Origin of the sequence: Paraburkholderia sp. Ac-20336, assembly GCF_017105025.1 — a bacterium.
Lineage (GTDB): Bacteria > Pseudomonadota > Gammaproteobacteria > Burkholderiales > Burkholderiaceae > Paraburkholderia.
The window spans coordinates 22,937-46,023 of sequence record NZ_JAAGPS010000010.1 but is presented as its reverse complement, the minus strand read 5'-3'; the positions used below and the strand labels follow the sequence as shown (position 1 = coordinate 46,023).

Here is a 23,087-nt window from a genome sequence, read left to right as displayed (position 1 = left end):
TATAGTTAACACACAGTAAGTAAAAACCCGTATAATGGTTTCCACGGGTTGCCTTGGTGCGCCACCCACGAATCGCTACGGGACTCTCACATGAAATCGCTCATCAATATTGCCTTCGCAGTTGCCCTTATCGCTCCGGTGCTGTCGCATGCCGCTGAGCCGCTTACGCACGCGCAGGTACGCGCGGAACTGATTCAACTGGAAGACGCGGGCTACGACCCTGCCGACGTCAACGGCTACCCGAAGAACCTGAAGCACGCGCAGACCATCCTGGCGCAACAGAACGAAGCCAATACCGCGTACGGTTCGGATATTGCTGGTGCGTCGCAATCCAGTGGCATGAAGCAATCCATCGCAAAGTAAAAAAGCTGCCTTGAACCGAGGCAGCTTTTTATCGAAGGAATGCGGAGCCTAGCTCAGAAACAGGTGGTTAAAGAGGTTGTTCCATTTGGTGCGCTCGGCTGCTGACATTGCAGGATCGACAGGCGTTATCTGGCTATTCTGGAAAGGTGACGCGATATTCCGATGCGTCGGAACATAGTCCATGTTCGCCAGAATTTTTTGCGCCTCCAGCGAGAGCATGTAATCGTAGAGCAATATGCCCGCAGCCGGATGCGGTGCATGTTTGAACAGGGCAATGCCATTCGCTCGCGCCACCGCTGGCTGCAACAGGAACCAGTCGATAGCCGCATTTTTGCGCTTCGCCTGCATGGGCATGTAATTGTACGTCTCGAGCGCGAGTGGCACTTCGCCTGAGGCAACCATATTGTTCAGCAATGAGTTGCCGTTGCGGACAGACACACCATTAGTGGCGATCAATTCCTTGAAGAAGGCAATGCCTTTTTCGGTGCCCATCTGCTGACAAATGGTTGCAAACCAGTCGGAGCTCTTCGACTCGATGCCGAGTTTGCCTTTCCATTTCCGCAACAGCAGATCGTCAAAGGAAGAGGGCAGGTCTTCTTTCCTGATGGTGTTCGTGTTGTAGGACTGAACCCAGACAGAGAGCAGTGTCGAAGCCCACATGCGATGTTCCGGCACCGATCCTGGAATCAGGTCTGCGAACATGGGCGAGGCGACAGGCTGCAACAGGTTCTCCTGTCGCAGATTATTCAGGAATGAAGAGCCGACATGCACATTGTCGGGCATGAAACGGCCGGCTCGCGCTTCTGAAACGGCGCGTTGCACGACTTGCTCATCTCCTGCACGCCAGGTATTGACCTTGACGCCGTATTTTTTCTCAAACGGATTGAACAATGGTTCGAGGTCCGATTTTGCGATCGTGGTGTAGAAGTTCACTTGCCCTTCTTTCTTTGCCGCTGCGAGAATCCGGGCTGCGCGATCCGATCCGGCATAGTTTGCCAGCGCAAGATTCGACGAATTTTCCTCGGCCGATCTGGCATGGAACGGCACGAATGCCGCGCTCGATGCGAGGCCCAAACTGGCTTTCAAAATGGTACGTCGAGTAGTCATCCTGTCTCCATGTTTGAAATAAAACGCCCCGAATGTGGCAGCATTCAGGGCTGTAGTTGGCGCGTGCCCGTGTATCGCGCGATTCGCGCACCTGCATCAATTCGGTCTGCATAGTTTCATGCATCTGCGCATCGAGCGCAGAAAACGGCTCGTCCATCAACAGTACTTCGGGCTCTACTGCTAGTGCGCCTGCGAGGCTCGGGTGTTCGCGCATGCCACGGAATAACTGACGTGGTTAGGTTTCTTGAATCCATCGGGTCCGATTCGTTACAACAATGCGCGCACGGCATGGTTCGACATCGTTGGTACGACCGGCAATTTTGCTCGCTGCCCGCATTCGGGAACGATCTGCGTTGAATTAATTGGTAATCAATCCCGTCATGTGTAAATTAGTAATTTCCCCATGGCGGTCCTATAATAATGAGATAGTGATCTGACAAATCAGACGTCCACACCCCAGAGGTAAGGCCATGAAACTCCTGATCAATGCTGTTTGCGCTGCTGCCATCCTTGTTCCAATGTTGTCGCATGCTGCTGAGCCCATCACGCACGCCCAGGTGGTCAAGGAACTTGAGCAACTGGAAGCGGCGGGCTACAACCCCGGTGTCGCCGACGACAGCTATCCGGAGAATCTGGAGCAGGCGAAGGCCGTCCTCGAGCAGCAACAGAACGCAGCGACTTCCTGGGGGCCGGACATGCACGGCACAACGCAATCGGGTCATTAAACGGCCTCGCGCGAACAAAGCCGTTTCAGACCTGCTGGCGTTCAGAGTCGGCGCCACACGCCAGGCATCGCGACTACCTGTCCTGTGCCGTGTCAGGATCGCCAGTACCATTGGGATCAGGCTGAGGCGCCTGCCTTGACTGCGGCACGCTTCGGATCACGCTGTTCCGGATACACGTATGGCCCGAGACACATGATCGAGACGACGGCGATCGAAATAAATCCCGAGAACGTCCAGAGGGCAATCGTGTAGGAGTGCGTGAGGTCGAACGAGAGTCCGGATGCAAAGATCATGATGCCCGCACCCCATCCCCACGCCATCCACATCGCACCACATACCCGGCCAAACAGGCGCAGATCGAAGTAGCGGCTTACGATGAACGTAATGATGTCCGCTTCCGCGCCAATTGAAACGCCAATCAGTCCGGCGGCAATCATTGCGGTGTAACCGGTCGCGCCCGTTGCGAGAATGAGCACGCCAATGAGCGTCAGCGAGAACGACATCGCAGCACAATAGGGCGCATGAATCCGGTCCATCAACCAGCCAGCGAGCAGACGGCCGAGCGCTGATGTCAAACCGGCGATCGACAGCATCGTTGCGGCAGCCGACACTGTTTCGCCGCGATCGCTCATCATGGGTACGAGTTGCGAAAGCAACGCGAGCAGCACGCCGGACACACAGAAGATCGAAAGGCCCAGCAGGCGGAAAGTCCGATCCTCGAGGAATAGCGACCAGAGCGATGGTAGTTCGCGTCTAGCTTCATGCGCTTTACGCACGAGTTCTTCGTCGACGCCCGGCGGCATTTTGACGAGGAAGTAAAGCGCGGGAACGGAGAACATGGCCATCAACGCAGCGACGCCGAAATAGCCTGCACGCCAGCCAAAGTGTTTCAGCAGGTAACCCGCATAGTGCGGCATGAACATCGCGCCCACTGCCGTGCCGCCAACCATCAAGCCCAGTGCCAGGCCACGCTGGCGGTCGAAGCGAGCGCAGATTACTTTCGCATAAGGCAGTGCATTCGTACTGGGTGCGAACAGGCCGACCGCAACGAATGCCAGTGCGAATATCCATGGAGACGCCGGCAACACGCCCACGAGAGCCGTCGATGCCGCAAACAGGATCAGAAATAACAGGGTGGGGCGGCGCACACCCATTTTGTCGATGAGCGAGCCGAGGAGGATGGTGCCGGGTCCCATCGAAAATTCGAAGACGGTCAAGCCGAGCGAAACCTGTGCACGGCTCCAGTGATTCTCCGCGGCGATCGCCTTGATGAACATGCCGAACATGAATGCCGACAATACCCCCGCGCCGACGGAAACACAGACTGCGCCGCCGAGTACTGTCCACCATCGATTGATGTCGCGCTGCAAAATATTCTCCTTGTTACGCGCCGAGTGCGGAAAGCAGGTCGTCCAGATAACCGGCCTTCGTCGGAAGAACCATCATCGTGCTGTAAGGACGCAACATATCGGCCGTGCTGTTCGATTTCCTGTCGGAAGGACTGATTACGACGGATACGGTGACGCCATGCATGCGATACGTCCTTGCCGCGATTGCCATCGCTCGGGCATCGTCACCGTCGCGGCCCGAAATGACGACCGTATCGGGCGTGCCGAGCCATTCGCTTAGCACCTCGGAGTCCAGGTCAGCACTTGTATCAGAGCTTTGCGAAAGCGCGGCGAGATCGCTCGCCATCGCAAACTCCACATCGGCGTATGTGCGGCAGCTTGCGACTTCGGGGTCGTTATCCGTCAGCGCGATTACGCGAATGCGCCGAGGAGAAGAATTCGGCGTCTGAATTCTGTAACGCACTTCGGATGGGGTCTGGTAATCAGGCATGGCTTACTTCCACGGATCGATCGTCATGTGAATCGCACCGCTGACACCTTCGCCCTGCAAGGTGCGTAACGCCAGGTCCGTGTCGTCGAGACCGAACGTGTGCGTGCTCATCTGCGTGACGTCGTGGCGGTTCGCGGCGATCAATTGCAATGCGAGTTCTACGGACTGGTAACTGTGACCGCGCATGCCTTTCACCGTGAGAAAGCGCGCGATGATCATGTCGCTGTTGAATTCGGGAATCGGCACGCGCTTTTGCCCACCGAGTACGACCGTTCCGCGCTTTCGCGCAAGCTGGATTGCGGAGACGACGGTGGCCGGACCGCCCGATGCGCAATCGATCACGAGATCGGCCATCGAGCCGCCCGTGAGGTCGGCTACGCGTTCGAGCACGTCTTCCTGATCGACCTCGATCGTGTGATCCGCGCCGAGCCGTTTTGCCAGTGCAAGACGTTCGCGGTCGGTGTCCGTCGACAGTCCCGTGACGATGATTTTTTCGGCACCCGCTTCGCGCGCTGCAACGACGCACGACAAGCCTTGTTGTCCAGGACCCTGGATGACGACTGCCTGGCCTGGACCTGCGCCGCCCTGCAAGTAAGCCCATTCGATACCGTTACCAAGGGGCAGGGCAAGTGCCGCGTGTTTCGGTGCGACGCTCGAGGGCACGCGGTGAAATACGGTGTTCAGTTGCAGGTACTGGTATTGGCTGAAGCCGCCCCAGAAAGACGGCGCGGTCTTCAGGCCGGTTGCGCCATAACGCAGACCGTTCAGGCGCCAATCTGTTGCGTTGCACAGGCGGAATTCGTTCGACAGGCAATATTCGCAATGACCGCACGGAACGTATTCTTCGAGCGCGACGTAATCGCCTTCTTTAAGCCCCCAACGTGTGCTGGCAAGCTCGCCTGCTTCTTCGATATGGCCGACTGTCTCGTGCCCGAGAATCAGCGGCCCGCGGCTTTGAGGAAGTTGCTGGTAATAAGGGCCATCGCTGCCGCATACGCCCGTAATCGCAACGCGAAGCAATCCGGTAGACGGCGTAATTGCCGGGCGCTCGAATGTCTGAATCTCCGTGCGTGATGGTTCGACAGCAACAGCCGCCTTGAAGTGACGTGGGGTGAGTTGGATCGTGTCGTTCATACGTAGTGCGCGTGCGAAATTTCCGAAATAACGCGAGGCTCCATGCAACAGAGCCTCGCACGTCCATCAACCGGTTTTAGAAGCGATGCCGAAGAAGGAGCTTGACTGCAACCTGCGTGGGCGTTGAAGAGCTGCCGAGCGAGCCGATCGTTGCGACCGCGGACTTGCCGGTCGAATCGATACCGGAGGCGAGTTGCCATACGCCGCTCAATTGAATGTCGGTGCGTTTGGAGAGGAAATAATCCGGTCCGGCATTGACCTGGTGATAGTGCGCCGCCCTGCCCTGCGCGCGCACGGTCGTGTAGTCATACGCTGCCGCAAGCAGCAGTGTCGGCATCACGCGGTAGCGAATGTTGCCTTCGTAGCTGTTGAACGTCGCCGACCCGGTATTCGGCGTCGTTTTCGTTGGCAACATATTGCTGAAGACGGTTCGCGTGTACACGAAGCTGACCTGGCCGCCGGTGCCGAATTTGTAGCCGACACCTGCTGCGAAGATGGCTTGCGTGTCTGCGGACAGGAAGCCGCTGAACGATGGCGACTTGCCGGGCGACGAGAAGGCCGACGTGCCGGGTGCAGCAGCACTGTCGTAAACCGACACCGCCGGATTGTTCAGATTCTCGTACGCGATTGCGCCGATAATCGGGCCGGAATCGTATGTCGCCGCAGCCTGATAACGACGGTTGGTGGCGAAGCTACCCGGTGCGCCGCCCGGTGCGAATAACAGATCGAGCTTGACGCCGGCATACGTCGGCGAGATATAGCGGATCGAGCCATCCATCCGGAAATTGGCGTTCAGGTTGTCGAAGTCGCCCACGTGACTGCCGATCCACGCCCATATTCCGGTCGAGGACAGGCGCTCGCCGACATCGTCGTGCATGGCATCGTATTGACGACCGAACGTGAGCCTGCCGTACGGCGTTTGCAGACCCATCCATGCCGAGCGGCCAAAAAGACGGCCGCCTTGCGAGAGCGTGCCGGCAGAACCGTCGAAACCGTTCTCCAGGTCGAAGACGGCTTTCAGGCCGCCGCCAAGATCTTCCGTACCGCGCAGACCCCAGCGACTACCATTGGTCTGACCTTTGATGAGGCCAACCACGGCGCCACCGCCCTGATTGTTGATGTAGTTGATCCCCTCGTTCACAATGCCGTACAACGTAACCGAACTTTGTGCGTGGGCAACGCTTGCAATACTTGCAAGAGCGGGGAAGGACATCAGTGCGAGTATTTTTTTATTCATGAGTCTCCGACCTTGATTTAATAAAAATTCAGTGTGGATCGACAGATATCTGCATGCAGAAATGCCGCAATTTGTAGAAATAAGTATACCTAATGAAAAAGGATATACTTTGCGATCTGGTACAAACCCCTGCTGGAACGCGGCACTAAATGCACTGCCTATCCCGTGTTAAATGAAACACACGCATAAGATTCCATGACAGATAAAGATTATCCGCGTGGAAAGCAGTCCTTATAATAATAATGATACTTTGGGTCTGCCTGAAAGAAGAGGTGCGTGGACCAGACGCACCTCTTTCTGATCGGGACTTAATTCATGCCGTTGAATACGGTATTGAACAGCGCCTGGTTTTTCGCCTGGTTGTCGATGATGTCCTTGTTCGAGATGATCTGCATCGCCACGCTCGGCAGCTTGTGCTTGACCGTCGTATTCGTCACAGCCATATCGTGATCGGCATACATGGCCTGGCCTTCGGTCAGCAGGAAATCATAAAACAGCACGGCCGCGTTCGGATGCCTCAGCATGTGCGCGACACCGACGCCGTTCGGCTGGGTGATGGCCGATCCAATCGAAAACCAGTCGATGGAAGCGCCGGCCTCCTTCATGGACTGGACCTTGTAGTTGTAGATGCCGAAAGCCATCGGCACGTCACCCGAGGCGACCAGATTCGCCAGCAGCGTATGGCCGCGACGCACGGACACGCCGTTTTTGGCAACGATCTGCTTGAACAGGTCGATACCCGGCTGACCACCGAGTTCCTGCACCGTGCCTGCGAACCACGGGATCGAATCCTGGCCTTCCACGCCGAGCTTGCCTTTCCATTTCGGGTCGAGCAGATCCTTGTACGTCTTCGGCAGGTCTGCCTTCTTGATCAGGTTCGTGTTGTACGCGACGGTGAACACGTTCAGGCGCGTCGCCGTCCAGGCGTTGTTGTCCTGAATCGCTTCGGGAATCAGCGATTTCAGAACCGGCGAGTTGATCGGCTGCAACAGTTTTTCGCGGTACATCGCTTCGAGCTGCGGGCCGTTGGTTTCGAACACGTCCGCTTCGTAGCGGCCGGCACGGCCTTCCGAAATGGCGCGTTGCAGAATGCCCGAAGCGCTTGAACGCCAGACAGTCACGTGTACGCCGTATTTCTTTTCGAAGGCCTGCACGACCGGGTTGAAATCGTCAGGCGGCAGCGACGCATATACCGTCAGTTTGCCTTCTTCCTTCGCCCCGGCGATCAACTTTTGCATGCGATCCGCGCCGTTGTATTGCGCGACGGATTCGCTCGATACATAACCGGCTGCGAAAGCGGGACTGGAATCCATGAACGTCAGCGCGGCACCCAGAAGCCCAGCAATGGCTGCGAGGCGGAAATTACTCTTCATCAAGAGTCTCCGATGTGTTTATTTTCGGCAGGGGCACATCGGCCTGATGTACCCCACACCTTTAGCCGTACCGGATTAGCGGTTCAGCGGCAGGAATTCAAACCGCGAGCGGCGGCAGCGTTTCCAGTTCCTTCGTGTATGCGCCATCCATCTGCATCGAGAGGCCGATCTTTTCCAGTTCCGATGAGAACGTCGAACGGATGACCGGGTTTTCGTCCGCATAGTCGATCTGGCAACCGCCGATGCGACGCGAAATCCAGGCCTTCGGCACGCCTTGCGAATTGCGCTGCGATACGACTTCGTGCTTGAGCGCGAGGTAACGCGACGGATTCGGGTTCGTGTTGAAGTGCTGGTGGAACTCGCCGTTGGACGGAGTGATGAGCGAACCGGTTTGCCAGTCGTAACGCTTCGGCTCTTCGCCTTCGCGCCACATCATCGAGTAACCCGAACCGCTCATGATGATGACGTGCGCGCCGGGACCATGCGAGTGCGCTTTCTTGTACGTCGAGGTCGGGAACTGCGAAATGTGGCTGTTCTGCGAGCCGCGCGCCATGCTGAAGCGGATGTGACCGCCGCCGGCACCACGTTCGGCGGCGCTGATCAGCGGCAGGTTCACCGCATCGGCGACGAAATTCGTGTCCATCAGCAGGCCTTTCTGTTCGCCGCCGTTGGCGAAGTAATCGGGCTCGCCATTGAAACGGTTCTTGAAATCGTACGCCGTGCCGAAGATGAAATCGATGTCTTCGAGCGCGTTGATCGTAGGCGGACCGTTCGTGACCGCGACGAAACGCGCGGCGTCCTTGCCGGACGTATTGTAGTGCGTGTGCCAGCAGTTCAGCGGGATCGCGAAGAGGGCCCCGGCTTGCCATTCGAACGTGACTTCCGCGCCGGCTTCGTTGCGAACGGTAGTCGATCCCCGGCCACTCAGAACGTAGATCATTTCTTCGAACAACTGACGCTGCGGCGCAAGCGATTTGCCCGGCGGAATTTCGCAGACGTAGCAGTCGTTCGACGTTCGCGACGCTTCGTGGTTGATGTAGACGCCCTTGCCGCCGCGACGCGCCCAATCCTTCAGATCGACCGTACGCAGGTCCTGGATGTAATGACCGTCGATAATGTCCAGGCCTTGCTGGGCAACCCAGCGCGTATACGCGGTTTCCTTTTCGGAAGCGAATTTCTTCGCCATGTCCTCGGAAACGACTGCGTTCTTGCTCATTTACTTCTCCATTCAATGCGGGTTGCGTATACAACAAGTTAGCTCGCAGACCTGCAAGCTAACCGATCCGGGTACGCCTTAGACGGTCGCCGTATTCTTCAGGTACTCGCGAATCTTCTCGGCCGTGAGCGTCACGCTCGGGTCGTATTCCGGCGCGTCTTCGAGCTGTTGGAGATCGTTGAGGCCGCACTTCCAGAAAATGCGGTTGATCGCGGAGATCAGGCGTACGGGGCGCTCCGGGTCCGCGTTGAAATGCTGATGCGCGGTGCCGGGCGGAATATAGATCACGTCGCCGGCTTCCCACTCGAAGCGCTTGAGTTCGCCGACCGGCTTCCACGCGTACTGATCGACGATTTCGACATCGTAGTCCTGGTGCAGGTCATAGCCGCGACCTTCGAGCACGTACAGGCACTCTTCGGCCAGGTGACGGTGTTTGCCCGACTTGCTGCCCGGCGGAATGATCTGCATGTACGCGTCGACCGTCTCCATGCGCGTGTTCATGCCTTCGTTCAGCAGGTGCTTGAGCAGGCCTTGACGCGACATTTCCCACGGCATGTTTTCCGGCCGCACGATCTTTGCGCGCTTGGCGTTGCGCTCCGGAGCCTGTTCGGCGTTTTCCAGCAGGCCCTTGTAAAGCGCGCTATTTTCCTTGCCTGCTAGCCAGTTTCCCGATTCGGTCCATGCCATGATCAGTAGCCTCCTTCCGGATGATTGAAATCAGTTTCTTCCATGCGCGCGACGAAACCAACGCCGGTCGGCGACGGCTCGTCAGGGCGAGGTTCGACGGTCTTCTGGAACAGCATGTTCATGAACATGAACATCGGCTTCGTCTTGATGACGAGCGCACGCGCGGGCTTGTCCAGGCTGCGGTTGAAGTGCTGGTGCACGCAGTTGTTGTGGACGATCGCGATGTCGCCGGCTTCCCAGTCGTAGCGGATGCCGTCGTGTACTTCGTAGCCGATGCCGTCGAGAATGTAGAACGCCGCTTCGTTCACGTGGCCGTGCTTCTGCGAGTGACCGCCCGGCGAGTACTCCTCGATATGAAGGTGGAACGTTTGCGTGATTCCGTTCTTCGGCTGCACGTAGTGGCGGCTGAAGGTTTGCGGTCCCTTGCTGAACTTGACTTCCTTGCCTTTGCGCACGCGCGGAACCGAACGCAGACGCTCCAGTTCCGTGCTCAGGCTGTACGCCCCTTCGATACCGCGCACGAAAATGCGATTCTTCACATTGCCAGCGGTGCTGTGATGCGATTCCTCAGCGCGCTGATCTTCCTCATACATCGTGTTTGTGTCGATGTTTGCTTCAGACATAGTGCCTCCTTGTTGGTACAGCGAATTTACTGCGGGTTCAGCGCGACACAGCGGGCTGGATCAATGGTGACCCAGATCTTCGAGCCGACCGGCTGGCGATGCGACGGATGCGCACGCGCGAGCAAAATCTGTTCACCGACCTTGATCTGCAAATCAAGCGTTTCGCCAAGGAATACTTTGGAATAGACGGTGCCTTCGAACACGTTGCCGTGTTCGAGCGTCGGCTTGCTATCGAAGATTTCCAGGTTCTCCGGGCGCAACGACACGACGGCTTTTGCACCGGCATTCATGCCGTCGCCGTGAGCCACCGTGATCGGGCCGATGCTCGAATGAACGGTCAGCTTCTGACCGTCCGTGTCCCGGACCGTGCCATCGACAAAGGTCGTCGTGCCGATGAAATCCGCCACGAACCGGTTGGCCGGCTGTTCGTAGATATCGCGAGGCCGCGCCTTCTGAACGATGTGGCCGTCCTTCATGATCGCGATTTCGTGCGACATCGCGAGCGCTTCTTCCTGGTCGTGCGTCACGTAGATCGTCGTGACGTTCAGCTCGCGCTGCAGACGCTTCAGCTCGAAACGCATCTTGTCGCGCAGCTTCGCGTCGAGATTCGACAGCGGCTCGTCGAGCAGCAGCAGTTTCGGCTCCATCACGATTGCACGGGCGAGGGCCAGACGTTGCTGCTGGCCGCCGGACATCTTCGTTGCATCGCGATCGGCAGCATGATCGAGGCCGACCGCGGTGAGTGCGCGCATGACCTTGTCGGCAATCTGCTGTTTCGTGAATTTCTTCGTGCCGACTTCAAGCGGAAAGCTGCAATTCTTGAAAACGGTCATGTGCGGCCAGATCGCGTACGACTGAAACACCATGCCGAACTGACGTTTATTGGGCGGCACGAACGTCTTGCGATCCGCGTCGAAGACGGTTACGCCGCTCGCCGTGATTTTTCCGCCATCGGGTTTTTCGAGGCCCGCAATCGAGCGCAGGGTCGTGGACTTACCGCAGCCGCTCGGGCCGAGCAACGTGAACAGCTTGCCTTCAGGCACCTCGAAACTCACGTTTTCAATGCCCGCGACTTTCACGCCGTGACTGTCGAAATACGCCATGTTCAGATTCTGAATGTTTAGCATTGTCGTCTCAATAGTTTCTGTTATGGCGGGTTCAGACCGATTTCACGCCGAATTTGCTGCCCACCCACTGCGCGAGCGATACCAGCGCGAGCAAGCCAATCGCGAACATCACGCTTAACGCCGACAGTTCGACGTATTGCCCGTTTTGCCACAGTTCCCACACCACGACGGAAATCGTTTCGCTACCGGGGCTGTACAGCAGGATCGAGGCGGACAATTCGCGGATCGATACGATGAACACATAAATCCAGCCGCCCATCAGACCCGGTTTGAGCAGCGGCAAGACGATACGAAAGAACGTCGTGCCCCAGCCGGAACCGCACATCTCCGCCGATTCTTCCAGTTCCTTCGACAACTGAACCATCGAGGTCTGCGTATAACGCATGCCGTACGGCATGAATCGCGTGATGTATGCGATCAGGAGAATCCACAACGTGCCGTAGATGCCGACGTTGACGTTCAGGAAGAAGATCATGAATGCCAGGCCCAATACGAGGCCCGGAAACACCATCGGAAGCGATGCGAGGTTATCGAGCAGCCAGCGGCCCCGAATCTTCGTTTTGATCACGATCCAGCACACGATTGCGGAAAGCAGCATCACGCCCGTTGCGCAGGAAAACCCGAGAATCAGGCTGTTGCCGACGGCTTCCTTAAGTTCCGGATAGCTGAATATGTAGCGGTACGAGTCGAGCGTCAGGTGGCGCAGCGCTTCCATCGACGGCGGCGCATAGAACTTCTGGAACGACGACCATAGCAGAACGAGCAGAGGCAGCACCACGATCACAAGCGCATACAGCACGAAGATTGCCGCGGTGAGATAGCGCCATGCGCCAAGGTCGATGGTGCGTGCGCGGAACGCTTTGCCGGTGACCGTCGTGAATTTGCCGCCCTTGGCCAACAGGCGGCTCTGGACGAAGATGCCGACCGACGTGATGAGCAGCAGGATGGTGGAATAGGAAGAGGCCAGCCCGGTCGGTGTCGGATATTGCTGCAGTGCTTCGTAAATCGACGACGTGAGTACCTGAATTTTTACCGGCAGGCCGATCAGCGCAGGCACTTCGAACGATTCGACCGCGCGCACGAACAGGATCAGCACCGTCGAAACGATGGCCGGCACTGCGAGGCGAAACGTGATGCTGAACGTCGTCCTGAACAGGCTTGCGCCGCTCATGATGGCGGATTCTTCCAGCGACGGGTCCATGCCGCGAAACGCTGCCGACATCAGCAGGAACGCCATGGGCGAGTATTGCAAGCCGTCGATCCAGATCATCCCGCCCATACTGTAGATATTGAGCGGCGGATGCGAAAGGCCGAGCCAGTGCATCAGCGCAACGTTCAGCACGCCGATCTTCGGGCTGGCAAGCAGAATCCAGGCAATCGTGAAGAGAATCGCCGGATTGATGAGCGGAACGATCGTCACGATCGAAAAAAAACGCCGCAAGGGCGTATTGGTACGCTCGTTGATCCAGGCAAGACCCGAGCCGAGAACGAACGAAACGAGTGCGGCACCAATGGCGAATTCCACCGAATTTGCGAAAGCCGACCAGGAGTCCGCGCTACCGAATGCAATCCGGTAATTGTCGAGGGTAAATACCGATGACGTATCCGCTCCCTGCGGCGTCATGAAGCTCTGCCATAACAGGAAACAAAGGGGAATCAACGCCAGCACCGCGACGATGAAGATTGCGCTGCCGATCACCAGCCATTTCGAGTCGAACCGCTTCCAGAACCGGGGCGGCGTATTGGTGACATCAAGTTGAAGCTCCACCAACTGTCTCCTTAGATAACTTCATTTCCGTTGTTCCTTTATATAGAACACCGTTTCTATATTAAGGTGCAGTTGCCGTATTGGGCGCGTCTGCTTGATTTTTGTCAAGATGTAAGGGGATCGGGTTAGCCCTAGTGTGGGCGGTTCTATTGATTGCTGCGCCGCGTTTTTTGCCGCGCAGCCAATAAGCGATGCCGGTATTTAAAGGGGAACAATTCTTTTATGCGGAGAGTCGTTCCATTTTCAGCTACTACCGTTCCATAAGCTACGGTATGATCGCTGTACAAATGCCCTACAAACCGGAGACGCCCCATGCCGAACGATGCAAACGTTCATTCGCTTGACGATCACCTGTACGGTTACGACCCTAACCACGAGCACGGTGACGATGCCGATCATGATCACGACCACGATTTCGCCGAGTCCGAAACGAATCAGGAGGCCATGTGGCTGCTCGATAACGTCGTGCTCAATAGCGTCGGTATCGATATCGGTTCGTCGGGCACGCAACTCGTGTTCTCGCGTATTCATATGCGGCGCATTGCTGAAGAACTCTCGAGCCGTTACATCATCGTGGGGCGCGAACCGATTTATCAGAGCCCGATTTCGCTCACGCCGTATCTGAGCGAAACGCAGATGGATACGCAGGCGCTCGAACGCATCGTGGCCGCGGCCTACAAGGAAGCCAATCTCGGTCCGGACGACATCGATACCGGTGCCGTGATCCTCACCGGTGAAGCGCTGCGTCGCGAGAACAGCGAAGGCATTGCGGATATGCTCGCGGAACAGGGCGGCGAATTCGTCTGCGCGGCTGCCGGGCACCACATGGAAGCCATGCTGGCCGTGTATGGTTCGGGCGCGGCCAGGTATTCTCACGAGCACAAAAAGCGCGTGCTCAATGTCGACATCGGCGGCGGCACGACCAAGCTGGGTCTGGTCGATTCCGGCAACGTGATCGGCACGGCCGCGGTTCATCTCGGCGGACGATTGATCGTGACGGACCAGCAAGGGCGCATCACGCGTCTCGATCCGGCAGGCAAGGAACATGCGCGGGCGGCCGGATTTGCCTGGGAAATCGGCACGCAGACGACGCGCGAGCAACTTGCGCAGGTTGCCGACTGGATGGCGCAGACGCTTATGCGTGTGCTGAGCGAGCGCTTCACCGCGGAAGATCTGAATTCACTGTTCCTGACCGATCCGATTGCCGATTTGGACAAGCCGGATGGTCTGATCTTCTCGGGTGGTGTCGGCGAATATGTCTACGAGCGCGAAACACGGGACTTCCTCGATCTCGGGAAACTTTTCGGTTCCGCCGTGCGTCGGCGCCTGCTTGCCAATGAAGTGCCGTGGACGCTGCTGCCGGCCATCGAGTGCATTCGCGCGACGGTTCTCGGCGCGTCCGAATACAGCATCCAGCTGAGCGGCAACACGACTTTCATTTCGAATCCGCGCAATCTGCTGCCGCGCAAGAATATGCCGGTCGTGCCGATCGAAGAGCGCATGCCCGAAGTGATCGACCCGGCGGCGATCGTCGAGTCGCTGCGCAAGAGCTTCCAGCGCTACGACCTGAAAGAGGGGGAACGCGACGTGGCAATCGTGGTGCGCTGGGCGGGGCCGCCGGAATATTCGCGGCTGTCGGCACTCGCGCGCGGGCTGATCGACGCAAATCCGTCGACCATCGCTGCCGGCAAGCCGCTCTACGTTATCGCCGATGGCGACATTGCCAATTCGCTCGGCAACTTGCTGCGCGAAGCACTGGACGGAAACGACCTGTTCGTGATCGATGGGGTTTCGCTGCGAGGGCTCGATTACGTCGATCTGGGCCGCATCCGCATGCCGTCACGCACCGTTCCCGTCACGGTCAAATCGCTGGTGTTCAGCGAAGACCCGAGCCTGCACGGTAAATCCGATGTGTCCGAATGGCATGCGCACGAGGATGGCACCGTACATCGTCACCACCACCCTGTAACCGCCGGCAAGCATCAACATCACGATCATGCACACGCACACGGCCATCACCATCATCACGATCATGATCATAGCCACGGCGCTGATCACGGGCATCACCACCATGGGGATCACGCGCATGACCACTCGCACGGCCACCCGCACAAGCACGACTAACGGCTAAAGCAACCCACGCCGTCACACGTGCAGATGCTCGTGTGACGGCGCACTCTCTCCCATCAGCGGCATCAGATGCAGGTTGCTGTTGCGCACGCCACGCTGCGACGCAAGCGACCATGCGAATTGCTGAATCGTACCCACTTCACCGCGTAGCACGATCGTTTCCAGGCAATTGTCGTGGTCGAGATAGATGCGATTGCTGCTGACGATCAGCGCGTGCCGTTCGTGATACGCATCCGACAGGCGCTGCGCGAGTTCGCGTACGCCGTGCTCGAACACGATCGTCAACGTGCCGATACATTGCACGTGGGCGTCAGCCAACAACTCCTTTGAACGATGGGCACGCAGGATGTCGCGCAGCGCTTCCGAGCGGCTGTTGTAGGCGTGCCGCTTCATCGTGTCGTCGAGCATCGCGAGCAGGAAATCGTCAATCGTAATCGTGATGCGTTGCATGTCGGCTATCCATTTCGCGCCAATTGCGTCTTGACACCACCATAGCATAGCCCGCATTATTCTCGCAAAGCGTTCCAGATAAAGATTCGATGTTCTTTTATAAGGAACGACTGGATGTGATCGGGAGTATGAGGATTCTTTAGAAAAGTATGAGCGATGTGCGATCCGCGCATGGCGATCTTTCGGTGGAGACGTGAATGATTCGATTTCTGAAATTCCTGTTCAACGATGCCGGCCCGAATATTCGAGGCCGTATTGCCGCGATGTATGCGCTTCTCGCCGTATTCAATCTCGGCGCATGGGCGTGGGCATTCATTGCGTTTCATGGGCAGCCGGTGCTGCTCGGCACGGCCTTTCTCGCCTACAGCTTCGGGCTGCGTCACGCGGTCGACGCCGACCATATCGCCGCTATCGACAATTCGACGCGCAAGCTCATGCAGGAAGGGCAGCGGCCGGTGACGGTGGGTTTCATGTTCTCGCTGGGTCATTCGACTATCGTGATCGCCGCAACCGCTGCGATTGCGGCGACGGCCATGACGCTGCAACACCGCTTCGAGGCATTTCATGAAATTGGCGGCGTGATCGGCACGCTGGTGTCGGCCGTCTTCCTGTTCGTGATCGCCGCGATCAATCTCATCGTGCTGAAATCCGTGGTCGCTACCTTTATGCGCGTGCGCCGGGGCGAGCGTTACGATGAAGAAGATCTCAATCTACTGCTCGCCAATCGCGGCCTGCTCGCGCGCATTTTCAAACCGATGTTCCGGCTGATTACGCGCGGCTGGCATATGTACCCGCTCGGCGTGCTCTTCGGGCTCGGCTTCGATACGGCATCCGAAATCGGCTTGCTCAGTGTTTCGGCGACCCAGGCATCACATGGCGTGCCTATCTGGTCGATCATGGTGTTCCCGGCGCTGTTCACGGCAGGCATGTCGCTTATCGATGCGACGGACAGCATCCTGATGCTGGGCGCGTACGGCTGGGCGTTCATGAAGCCGATCCGCAAGCTCTACTACAACATGACGATTACGTTGGTATCGGCGGTTGTCGCAATCGGCGTTGGCGGAGTAGAAGCACTCGGGCTGATCGCCGACAAGCTGCATCTGAGCGGTGCGTTCTGGGATGAAATCGGCGCGATCGGTGACAACTTCGGGATGGTCGGCTACGCGATCATCGGATTGTGCGCGTTTATCTGGCTGGCCTCGACCCTCGTCTACAAATGGCGGCGTTTCGACGAAGTGGAGGTGTAAGCACGATGGCAGAACGACACAATAAATATCGTCCCCAAAGCATCGCCCGCCTTGGCCTGATGGCGGCACTTGCCGCGGCCGGCTCGAACGCATTGGCTCAAAGCAGCGTGACGCTGTACGGTGAAATCGATGCTAGCGCCGTTTGGCTGAACCGTGTCGATGGCGGGCATCAATTCAAGCTGGCATCGGGTCTGATCGACGGCAGTTTTTGGGGCCTGCAGGGTTCTGAAGACCTGGGTGGCGGTAATCGGGCCATCTTTCGTCTCGAACGTGGTTTCAGCGTCACGACCGGTGCCGATCAGAACGACCATCCGTATTACGTGGGCCTCGAGAACGGCGGATATGGCACGCTGACGCTCGGGCATCAATACGATTCCATCCACGACTACCTTGCCCCGTTCACGCTGACGGGCGGCAATGGCGGTACGGCGTTCGCGCATCCATTCGACAACGACAACGCGAATAATTCATGGCTCGCGCGCAACTCGATCAAATACGCCAGCTCATCGTTTGGCGGACTGAGTTTCGGCGGGATGTATGCGTTCTCCAATGCGGCGGGGCGGTTTGCCGACAATCGCGCCTACAGCATCGGCGCGAATTATGGCAGCGGCGATTTCAACGCCGGTGCGGCCTGGCTGCATGCGAACGGGCGGGGCAACACGGAAAGCGGCGCTTACGATGCAGTAACGTTGCCGGGCGCGAATCGCAGTACGTTCGATGCTGCTGTGCAGGCACAAAACACTTTCGGTGTCGGTGCCAGCCAGGCGTTCGGTCCGGTCACGCTGGCAGCATCCTGGACGCGCTCGATTTATAGCGGCATAACCGACACGGAAACGGGGCAAGCCGCGCGATCCGTCGCCTTCGGCAACTACGAGGTCAACGGAACGTGGCAAGCAAGCGCCGCGTTGTCGCTCAGCGGCATGTACACGTATACGAAGGGTACGGGCGCACATTGGAATCAGGGCGCGCTGCAGGCCGATTACATCCTGTCGAAGCGTACCGATACCTACGTCGAAGCAGTCTATCAGCGTGCTTCGGCTGACGCGCCGGCCGTCATCAACTCGATGATGCCTTCGGGCGGAAGCAGCCAGTTATTGCTCGCGGCGGGTATTCGTCATCGCTTCTGAAGCGGCGTTCCTGGTGCGCGTTCCCGGTGCTTAACCCGGGAAGCTGGGCGGTTCAGGAATCCCGGTCGGTTCAATGAAAAAACCCCGGGAGTCGGATCGATGTCCGACTCCCGGGGTTTCAGTTTATCCGCCGTCTGTTCGGTTCTATTAGAGCGGCACGTAGAACACGGCTACGTAGATTAGCGCTACGGCCGACATCAGAATGTACGGATTGAGCTTGGTGAAGTAGACGACGCAGGCTGCAATAGCCGTTGTTGCCCACGCGAGCGTGGTTGCGTGCATGGATTCCATCACGGCCACGGCCCCGGCGAAAATCAGACCGACCGCCACCGGTGCCAGCCCGCGCTCGATGGCGCGACGCCAACGCGTGCCTTCGCTCTTATGCCAGAACAGCGTGACGACCACGAATACCACCGATGACGGGATATACATCGCGAGCGTCGCCACGATCGCGCCTGTAAAGCCCTCCAGATGCCAGCCGATCAACGCGGAAATCAGGGTGGTCGGCCCGGGAGAGACGCGGGAGATAGCGAAGAGGTCCGCGAATTCCTGACCCGACAGCCAGTGGTAGACCGACACACTTTGATGCTGGACATCGGCAATGATGGTTTGGCCGCCGCCGAACGACAACGCGGAAAGCGGCGCGAACAGAAGAACGATTCTTAGCAGGACGTTAGCCATTTAGTTTTCCATAGCAGCGCAAATGATACTGAGCGGGACGAGTACGAGCACGACAGGCACGGTAGGCCAATGCAGCACGCCGACGGTGACGAAGGCGACCATGGCAAACACATAGCGGAGCAGTTTGCGCTCGACGCGCACCGCAACCTTGGCACCCATCGAGAACGTCGCGCCAACGCCGGCAGCGGCAATGCCGAGCAGCAGAAAGTGGGTGAGCGGATAGCCCGAGAGACGCGTATAGAGCACTGCCAATACGAGCACGACGACAAGAGCAGGCAAGATCATGCCGATCGCGCCAACGAGCGCACCGAGCGGCCCACGCAGACGCTGGCCGACATAAAGCGAGACATTGACCGGGTTTGCGCCGGGCATGACTTGCGAGAGGGTCATGCCCGCGACGAAGGCATCGTTATCCATCCATTTGCGCTCCTCCACGACGGCTCGATAGGCCCATGCGGCAGTGCTGCCGCCGAACGACATCACGCTGATGCGCACGAAGGCGGTGAATATGTCCCATAACGCGACGTTTTGAGCCGCGGGTGCGGCAGCGGATTCTTCGAGGGTAGACATGGCATGAAGTAGACAGAGGGTTGATGTATGTTCCGTATAAGGGAACTTCGTTCCTATTTAATTGCTATTTTTAGCACGCTGACGATTTTCCGGGCAACCAGGTTTTACGCGACGTCGGCGCCCGTCGTGTTACGGAAAATAAAAAAGCGCTGTGTCCATCGGAGCACAGCGCTTTGAGCGGCGGAGCTATAGGGGCTCAGATCGATTGCTGCTTCTTGCCTTCTTCCGCGACCATCGCATCGTGTGCGCCTTCGCTGAACGGCGTTTCACGCTTCAGCAGAATCGCGACCGAGCGAACCTTCTGCGACTCCGGATCGCGGCCCGGCGGCAGCGTGCCGTTCTCGGCGAGTGCGCGCGCCGACTTCATGATCCGGCTGCGCATCATGATGATGCCGTTGTCGGTGCCTACGAGGTTTTCCCTCGTGCGATCCTGAATCGGCCCCATGCTTTCCTGCAGCGAGGCATCCTGCATGGCGATGCCTTCGACACCGCTGTACGCGGTGCCTGCCCTTTGCGCCGCACGGTCCATCAGGTAGTTGTTCGTCTTGTTCTGCTCGGGAACGTAGTTGCTGCCTGGCACATAGCGCACGTGGATGCCCTTGCCTTCCTTCATCGCCCGCACTTCGCCTTCCGTTAGCGCGCGCGTCGGATGGTAATCGAAGCTCCATGCCCAGCAGTGGTGATCGTCGATCGGCACCCAGAAGTGGCCGTGCATCGGGTGATCGCCGCGCGGCGGAACCATCGTGAAGCAAGGCATGACCCACGGCGTGATACGCCAGTAATACTGATCGTCCTCGGCATTGCGACGCACGCCGATTGAGAGACCGCCCGACGCCTCGACCACCTCGAACACCGGAGCCAGGTCGTTCAGGTTGTACTGGTTGCCCTTCGAGCCCTTGAACAGCGGGTCGGAGTTGAGGCTGCCGCTATGCAGGAACGAGACGTGGCTCGAATCGATGCCGCCTTCGAGCGCCTGCAACCAGTTGCATTCCTGAATCCGCTTGCTCATGAACGACTGGCGTGCCGGCACGGTCGAGAATTCCCATGCGGGCAGGGGCGGCTGCTGATCGGCCGGTCCCATGTAGACCCAGATGACGCCGCCCTGTTCGACGAGCGGATACGACTTCAGTTTGATTCTCTGCGCGTAGCCGCTTTCCTGCGCTTCGGACGGTACCTCGACGCACTGACCGGTCACGTCGTATTTCCAGCCGTGATACGGGCAGCGAATGCCGCCTTCCTCGTTGCGGCCGAACCACAGCGACACGCCACGGTGTGCGCAGAATTCATCGATCAGGCCCAGCTTGCCTTCCGAATCGCGGAACGCAAGCATGCGTTCCGAAAGCAATTGCAGGCGAACCGGTTCGCCGCCAGGTTGCTCGAGTTCTTCCGACAGAAGCGCTGGCAGCCAGTAACGGCGGAACAGTTCGCCCATCGGCGTGCCGGGGCCGGTTTGTGTGACGAGATCGTTTTGTTCTTTTCTCAACATGGTAGGAGCCTCAGGGTTGCTGTTGTTGCGCGACGCAGTTTGGTACGGTTAGCAAGCTACTTGTTTTGTTGTTCCTTTATAAGGAACGCTGTTCAAAACTTGAGAACAAAGTTATCATCGGACCCACAACATGTCAACGATGGAGATTCCCTATGAGTCACGCTTGCGCATTTGCTCACCTCTGCCACGCTGGAGACGTTGCCGAGGGTAAAGCGATCAAGGTCGAGAAGAACGGCCTGACGCTCGCCGTATTCAATATCCAGGGCGAATATTTCGTCACGGATGACACCTGTACGCATGGTCCGGGCTCGTTGTCGGAGGGCTATATCGATGGCGATACGGTGGAATGCGATTTCCACAACGGCTCGTTCAATATCAAGACCGGCGAGGTGGTCGCGCCGCCCTGCATGATTCCGCTCAAGACGTACAAGACGCGCGTTGAAGACGGCGTGGTCGTGATCGAAACGGATGGCGAATGAAATCGATGCGCCAGGCGTGTTTAAAAATACCTGGCGCATACCTTCATGCTGCGTTCGAGCGCTCGTGAGTACACAGCTCCTAATTTCTCTTCACGATCAAGGTCAGGCCGCTTTTCACGCCTGCCATATTTGATGTCGCCTCGGTAATCTGCGCGAACCGGTCGCCCAGCACGAATTGCACGATGACGGGTGAACGGCCATTTTTCAGGCGCACACAGCCCTTCAGGCGCAAAAGCGATTTGTCGTACTGCGAGGTGAGTTCGCGCAGGCGTGCACACAGCGCGCCGCTATCCGGCACGTCGTCCATTGCAACGAAACGCGTAATCGCCCCGTGCGTACGGGTCAAGCGCGAAAGAGGCACACCCGGAACGGTGATGCGTTCGGCGCGCTTCACAGGCCGCGAAGGCGGCGTAAGCGCCTCATGTAGCCGGAGATTGCCGTTAGCGGAACGAAGAATGTGCGAACCCGCGTAATAGTTGCCTATGAGCGATTCCGCGGCGTCGATTTCCGGGGGCTCGGCAATATCCGTGTGAGTGAGGATCACCGTGTCGGCGCCTTGCAGCTGCGCACGCGCCTCGTCGAAGCGTGCGAGCGTATTGGCCGCGTGATGCGCCGCAATCGTCGTGAACGTACCGGCGATGCGGTAGCGCTCTTTCACGAGCGAATTCAGACTCAGAGCTGCAATCAGCGGACCCGGATCGGCAAGCCCGGTCGTTTCGATCACGACCATGCCGAAGCGGGGGATGCTGCGATGCAGGCGTGCCCAGAATAGCGTTTCAAGCGCTTCGTTCAGCGCCGGCAGCCCGTTGCAACATACGCACGCGTCCGCGAGCAGCGTCGAGGTATCGCCTGCAAATCCCAGCGTCGCATGATCGAGGCCGATTTCACCAATCTCGTTGACGATAAGTGCCGCGTTCGAAAACGGCGTTTCCTTCATCCAGCGGGCGAGCAGCGTCGACTTGCCGCTGCCGAGAAAGCCGGTCATGACATAGATGGGTATGCGTTCGTGATGCATGTTCGACGGCCGGATTCCGTTACGCGCGGAGCTTGCCGGCGTGGTAGTCCCACACTTTTTGCAGCAGGTTCGGTTTCCACAGATTGCGGCTGATCGTTTCGACCTGCTCGGGAGAAAGAACCATCGGTTCGCCGATTTGCTGCGCAAGATACTGACGATGCGCGTTCTCTTCGAGATAGAACGCGAGCACGAACGTTTCCAGAATGCCTTCGGCCGCAATGACCGCGCCGTGCGATTTGAGCATGGCGACGCGATGTGCGCCGAGGCATTCCGCGAGTTCTTCACCGAGCGGCTTTTTGTTGATCGAAGCCGTCTTCGGGAACTGCTGAATTTCGCCGAGCACCGACGCCTGCATGATGACCGGTTGAACGACATGGCCGGTCATGCTGAAGAGGGTGGACCAGGTCGGGTGCGTATGCACGACGGAATGGACGTCGGGGCGTTTGCGATAGATTTCCGAGTGAATGTGAAACTCCATCGGCGGGACGGCATCGCCTTCAATCAGGTTGCCGTCGAAATCGATCGTGATGATATCGTCCACAGTCAGTGCGCTACGCACCGATGCGCCCGAATTGATCAACATGCGATCCTGGCCTGGCACGCGCCAGCTGAAGTGACCGTTGAAGTCGATCACTTCGGCGCGTTCGAGCATCAGGATCGCGTCAACGAGCATGTGCTTCTGTTGCGTGTATTGACTCATCGC

The 23,087-nt window shown here is 58.1% G+C and carries 23 protein-coding genes; 6 read left to right on the top strand and 17 right to left on the bottom strand.

What is annotated here, in order from left to right; translation table 11 throughout:
• Positions 1-90: 90 nt before the first annotated feature.
• Positions 91-363 (top strand): DUF4148 domain-containing protein, encoded by a 273-nt coding sequence (locus tag GXB81_RS06305; RefSeq protein ID WP_167283614.1) that lies wholly within the window; start codon positions 91-93, stop codon positions 361-363.
• Positions 364-411: 48 nt separating this feature from the next.
• Here GXB81_RS06305 and GXB81_RS06300 read toward each other — a convergent pair whose 3' ends face one another.
• The gene (locus GXB81_RS06300; protein WP_167283613.1) at positions 412-1,470 is read right to left on the bottom strand and encodes an extracellular solute-binding protein; all 1,059 of its coding nucleotides are present in this window, start codon (positions 1,468-1,470) and stop codon (positions 412-414) included.
• 470 nt (positions 1,471-1,940) lie between these two features.
• Here GXB81_RS06300 and GXB81_RS06295 point away from each other — a divergent pair, with 470 nt between their 5' ends.
• Positions 1,941-2,195 (top strand): DUF4148 domain-containing protein, encoded by a 255-nt coding sequence (locus tag GXB81_RS06295; RefSeq protein WP_167039246.1) that lies wholly within the window; start codon positions 1,941-1,943, stop codon positions 2,193-2,195.
• Positions 2,196-2,311: 116 nt separating this feature from the next.
• Here GXB81_RS06295 and GXB81_RS06290 read toward each other — a convergent pair whose 3' ends face one another.
• From GXB81_RS06290 to GXB81_RS06245, 10 genes are all read right to left on the bottom strand, one after another.
• Complete coding sequence (locus GXB81_RS06290; RefSeq protein WP_205988654.1) at positions 2,312-3,565, bottom strand: MFS transporter; 1,254 nt, start codon at positions 3,563-3,565, stop codon at positions 2,312-2,314.
• 13 nt (positions 3,566-3,578) lie between these two features.
• Positions 3,579-4,034 (bottom strand): hypothetical protein, encoded by a 456-nt coding sequence (locus GXB81_RS06285; protein WP_167039250.1) that lies wholly within the window; start codon positions 4,032-4,034, stop codon positions 3,579-3,581.
• A 3-nt stretch (positions 4,035-4,037) separates the two neighbouring features.
• Complete coding sequence (locus tag GXB81_RS06280; protein WP_167039252.1) at positions 4,038-5,168, bottom strand: zinc-binding dehydrogenase; 1,131 nt, start codon at positions 5,166-5,168, stop codon at positions 4,038-4,040.
• A 76-nt stretch (positions 5,169-5,244) separates the two neighbouring features.
• Positions 5,245-6,405, bottom strand: coding sequence for a porin (locus tag GXB81_RS06275; RefSeq protein ID WP_167039254.1), 1,161 nt, complete (start codon positions 6,403-6,405; stop codon positions 5,245-5,247).
• 308 nt (positions 6,406-6,713) lie between these two features.
• Complete coding sequence (locus GXB81_RS06270) at positions 6,714-7,778, bottom strand: extracellular solute-binding protein (protein WP_205988653.1); 1,065 nt, start codon at positions 7,776-7,778, stop codon at positions 6,714-6,716.
• Positions 7,779-7,875: 97 nt separating this feature from the next.
• Positions 7,876-8,994, bottom strand: coding sequence for a cupin domain-containing protein (locus GXB81_RS06265; protein WP_167039256.1), 1,119 nt, complete (start codon positions 8,992-8,994; stop codon positions 7,876-7,878).
• Positions 8,995-9,072: 78 nt separating this feature from the next.
• Positions 9,073-9,681, bottom strand: a complete 609-nt coding sequence (locus tag GXB81_RS06260) for a cupin domain-containing protein (protein WP_167039258.1) — start codon at positions 9,679-9,681, stop codon at positions 9,073-9,075.
• A 2-nt stretch (positions 9,682-9,683) separates the two neighbouring features.
• The gene (locus tag GXB81_RS06255; RefSeq protein WP_167039260.1) at positions 9,684-10,304 is read right to left on the bottom strand and encodes a cupin domain-containing protein; all 621 of its coding nucleotides are present in this window, start codon (positions 10,302-10,304) and stop codon (positions 9,684-9,686) included.
• A 26-nt stretch (positions 10,305-10,330) separates the two neighbouring features.
• Positions 10,331-11,431 carry an ABC transporter ATP-binding protein gene (locus GXB81_RS06250; protein ID WP_167283612.1) on the bottom strand — a complete coding sequence of 367 codons (1,101 nt, stop codon included), beginning with the start codon at positions 11,429-11,431 and terminating at the stop codon, positions 10,331-10,333.
• Between the two features lie 31 nt (positions 11,432-11,462).
• Positions 11,463-13,199: an iron ABC transporter permease gene (locus GXB81_RS06245; RefSeq protein ID WP_345891006.1), complete on the bottom strand. Its 1,737-nt coding sequence runs from the start codon at positions 13,197-13,199 to the stop codon at positions 11,463-11,465.
• Positions 13,200-13,511: 312 nt separating this feature from the next.
• On the opposite strand from GXB81_RS06245, the gene GXB81_RS06240 reads away from it, so the two are divergent.
• Complete coding sequence (locus GXB81_RS06240; RefSeq protein ID WP_205988652.1) at positions 13,512-15,323, top strand: ethanolamine ammonia-lyase reactivating factor EutA; 1,812 nt, start codon at positions 13,512-13,514, stop codon at positions 15,321-15,323.
• 21 nt (positions 15,324-15,344) lie between these two features.
• Here GXB81_RS06240 and nikR read toward each other — a convergent pair whose 3' ends face one another.
• Positions 15,345-15,779 carry a nickel-responsive transcriptional regulator NikR gene (gene nikR, locus GXB81_RS06235; RefSeq protein ID WP_167039266.1) on the bottom strand — a complete coding sequence of 145 codons (435 nt, stop codon included), beginning with the start codon at positions 15,777-15,779 and terminating at the stop codon, positions 15,345-15,347.
• A 197-nt stretch (positions 15,780-15,976) separates the two neighbouring features.
• Between nikR and GXB81_RS06230 the strand changes: the two genes are divergently transcribed.
• Both GXB81_RS06230 and GXB81_RS06225 read left to right on the top strand, forming a co-directional pair.
• Positions 15,977-17,026 (top strand): HoxN/HupN/NixA family nickel/cobalt transporter, encoded by a 1,050-nt coding sequence (locus GXB81_RS06230; protein ID WP_167039268.1) that lies wholly within the window; start codon positions 15,977-15,979, stop codon positions 17,024-17,026.
• Between the two features lie 59 nt (positions 17,027-17,085).
• On the top strand, positions 17,086-18,153 hold the full coding sequence (locus GXB81_RS06225) for a porin (protein ID WP_205988670.1): 1,068 nt from the start codon (positions 17,086-17,088) through the stop codon (positions 18,151-18,153).
• A gap of 147 nt (positions 18,154-18,300) precedes the next feature.
• Here GXB81_RS06225 and GXB81_RS06220 read toward each other — a convergent pair whose 3' ends face one another.
• The 3 genes from GXB81_RS06220 to GXB81_RS06210 all read right to left on the bottom strand — a co-directional run bounded on the left by GXB81_RS06220 (position 18,301) and on the right by GXB81_RS06210 (position 20,890).
• Positions 18,301-18,834, bottom strand: a complete 534-nt coding sequence (locus tag GXB81_RS06220) for a chromate transporter (protein WP_167039270.1) — start codon at positions 18,832-18,834, stop codon at positions 18,301-18,303.
• Positions 18,835-19,404, bottom strand: a complete 570-nt coding sequence (locus GXB81_RS06215) for a chromate transporter (protein WP_167283610.1) — start codon at positions 19,402-19,404, stop codon at positions 18,835-18,837. It abuts the gene before it with no gap.
• Between the two features lie 196 nt (positions 19,405-19,600).
• The gene (locus GXB81_RS06210; protein WP_167283609.1) at positions 19,601-20,890 is read right to left on the bottom strand and encodes an aromatic ring-hydroxylating dioxygenase subunit alpha; all 1,290 of its coding nucleotides are present in this window, start codon (positions 20,888-20,890) and stop codon (positions 19,601-19,603) included.
• Positions 20,891-21,042: 152 nt separating this feature from the next.
• On the opposite strand from GXB81_RS06210, the gene GXB81_RS06205 reads away from it, so the two are divergent.
• The gene (locus GXB81_RS06205; RefSeq protein ID WP_167039276.1) at positions 21,043-21,369 is read left to right on the top strand and encodes a non-heme iron oxygenase ferredoxin subunit; all 327 of its coding nucleotides are present in this window, start codon (positions 21,043-21,045) and stop codon (positions 21,367-21,369) included.
• Positions 21,370-21,448: 79 nt separating this feature from the next.
• Here GXB81_RS06205 and GXB81_RS06200 read toward each other — a convergent pair whose 3' ends face one another.
• Positions 21,449-22,384: a GTP-binding protein gene (locus GXB81_RS06200; RefSeq protein ID WP_167039278.1), complete on the bottom strand. Its 936-nt coding sequence runs from the start codon at positions 22,382-22,384 to the stop codon at positions 21,449-21,451.
• Between the two features lie 19 nt (positions 22,385-22,403).
• Positions 22,404-23,084 carry a class II aldolase/adducin family protein gene (locus tag GXB81_RS06195; protein WP_167039280.1) on the bottom strand — a complete coding sequence of 227 codons (681 nt, stop codon included), beginning with the start codon at positions 23,082-23,084 and terminating at the stop codon, positions 22,404-22,406.
• Positions 23,085-23,087: the final 3 nt, after the last annotated feature.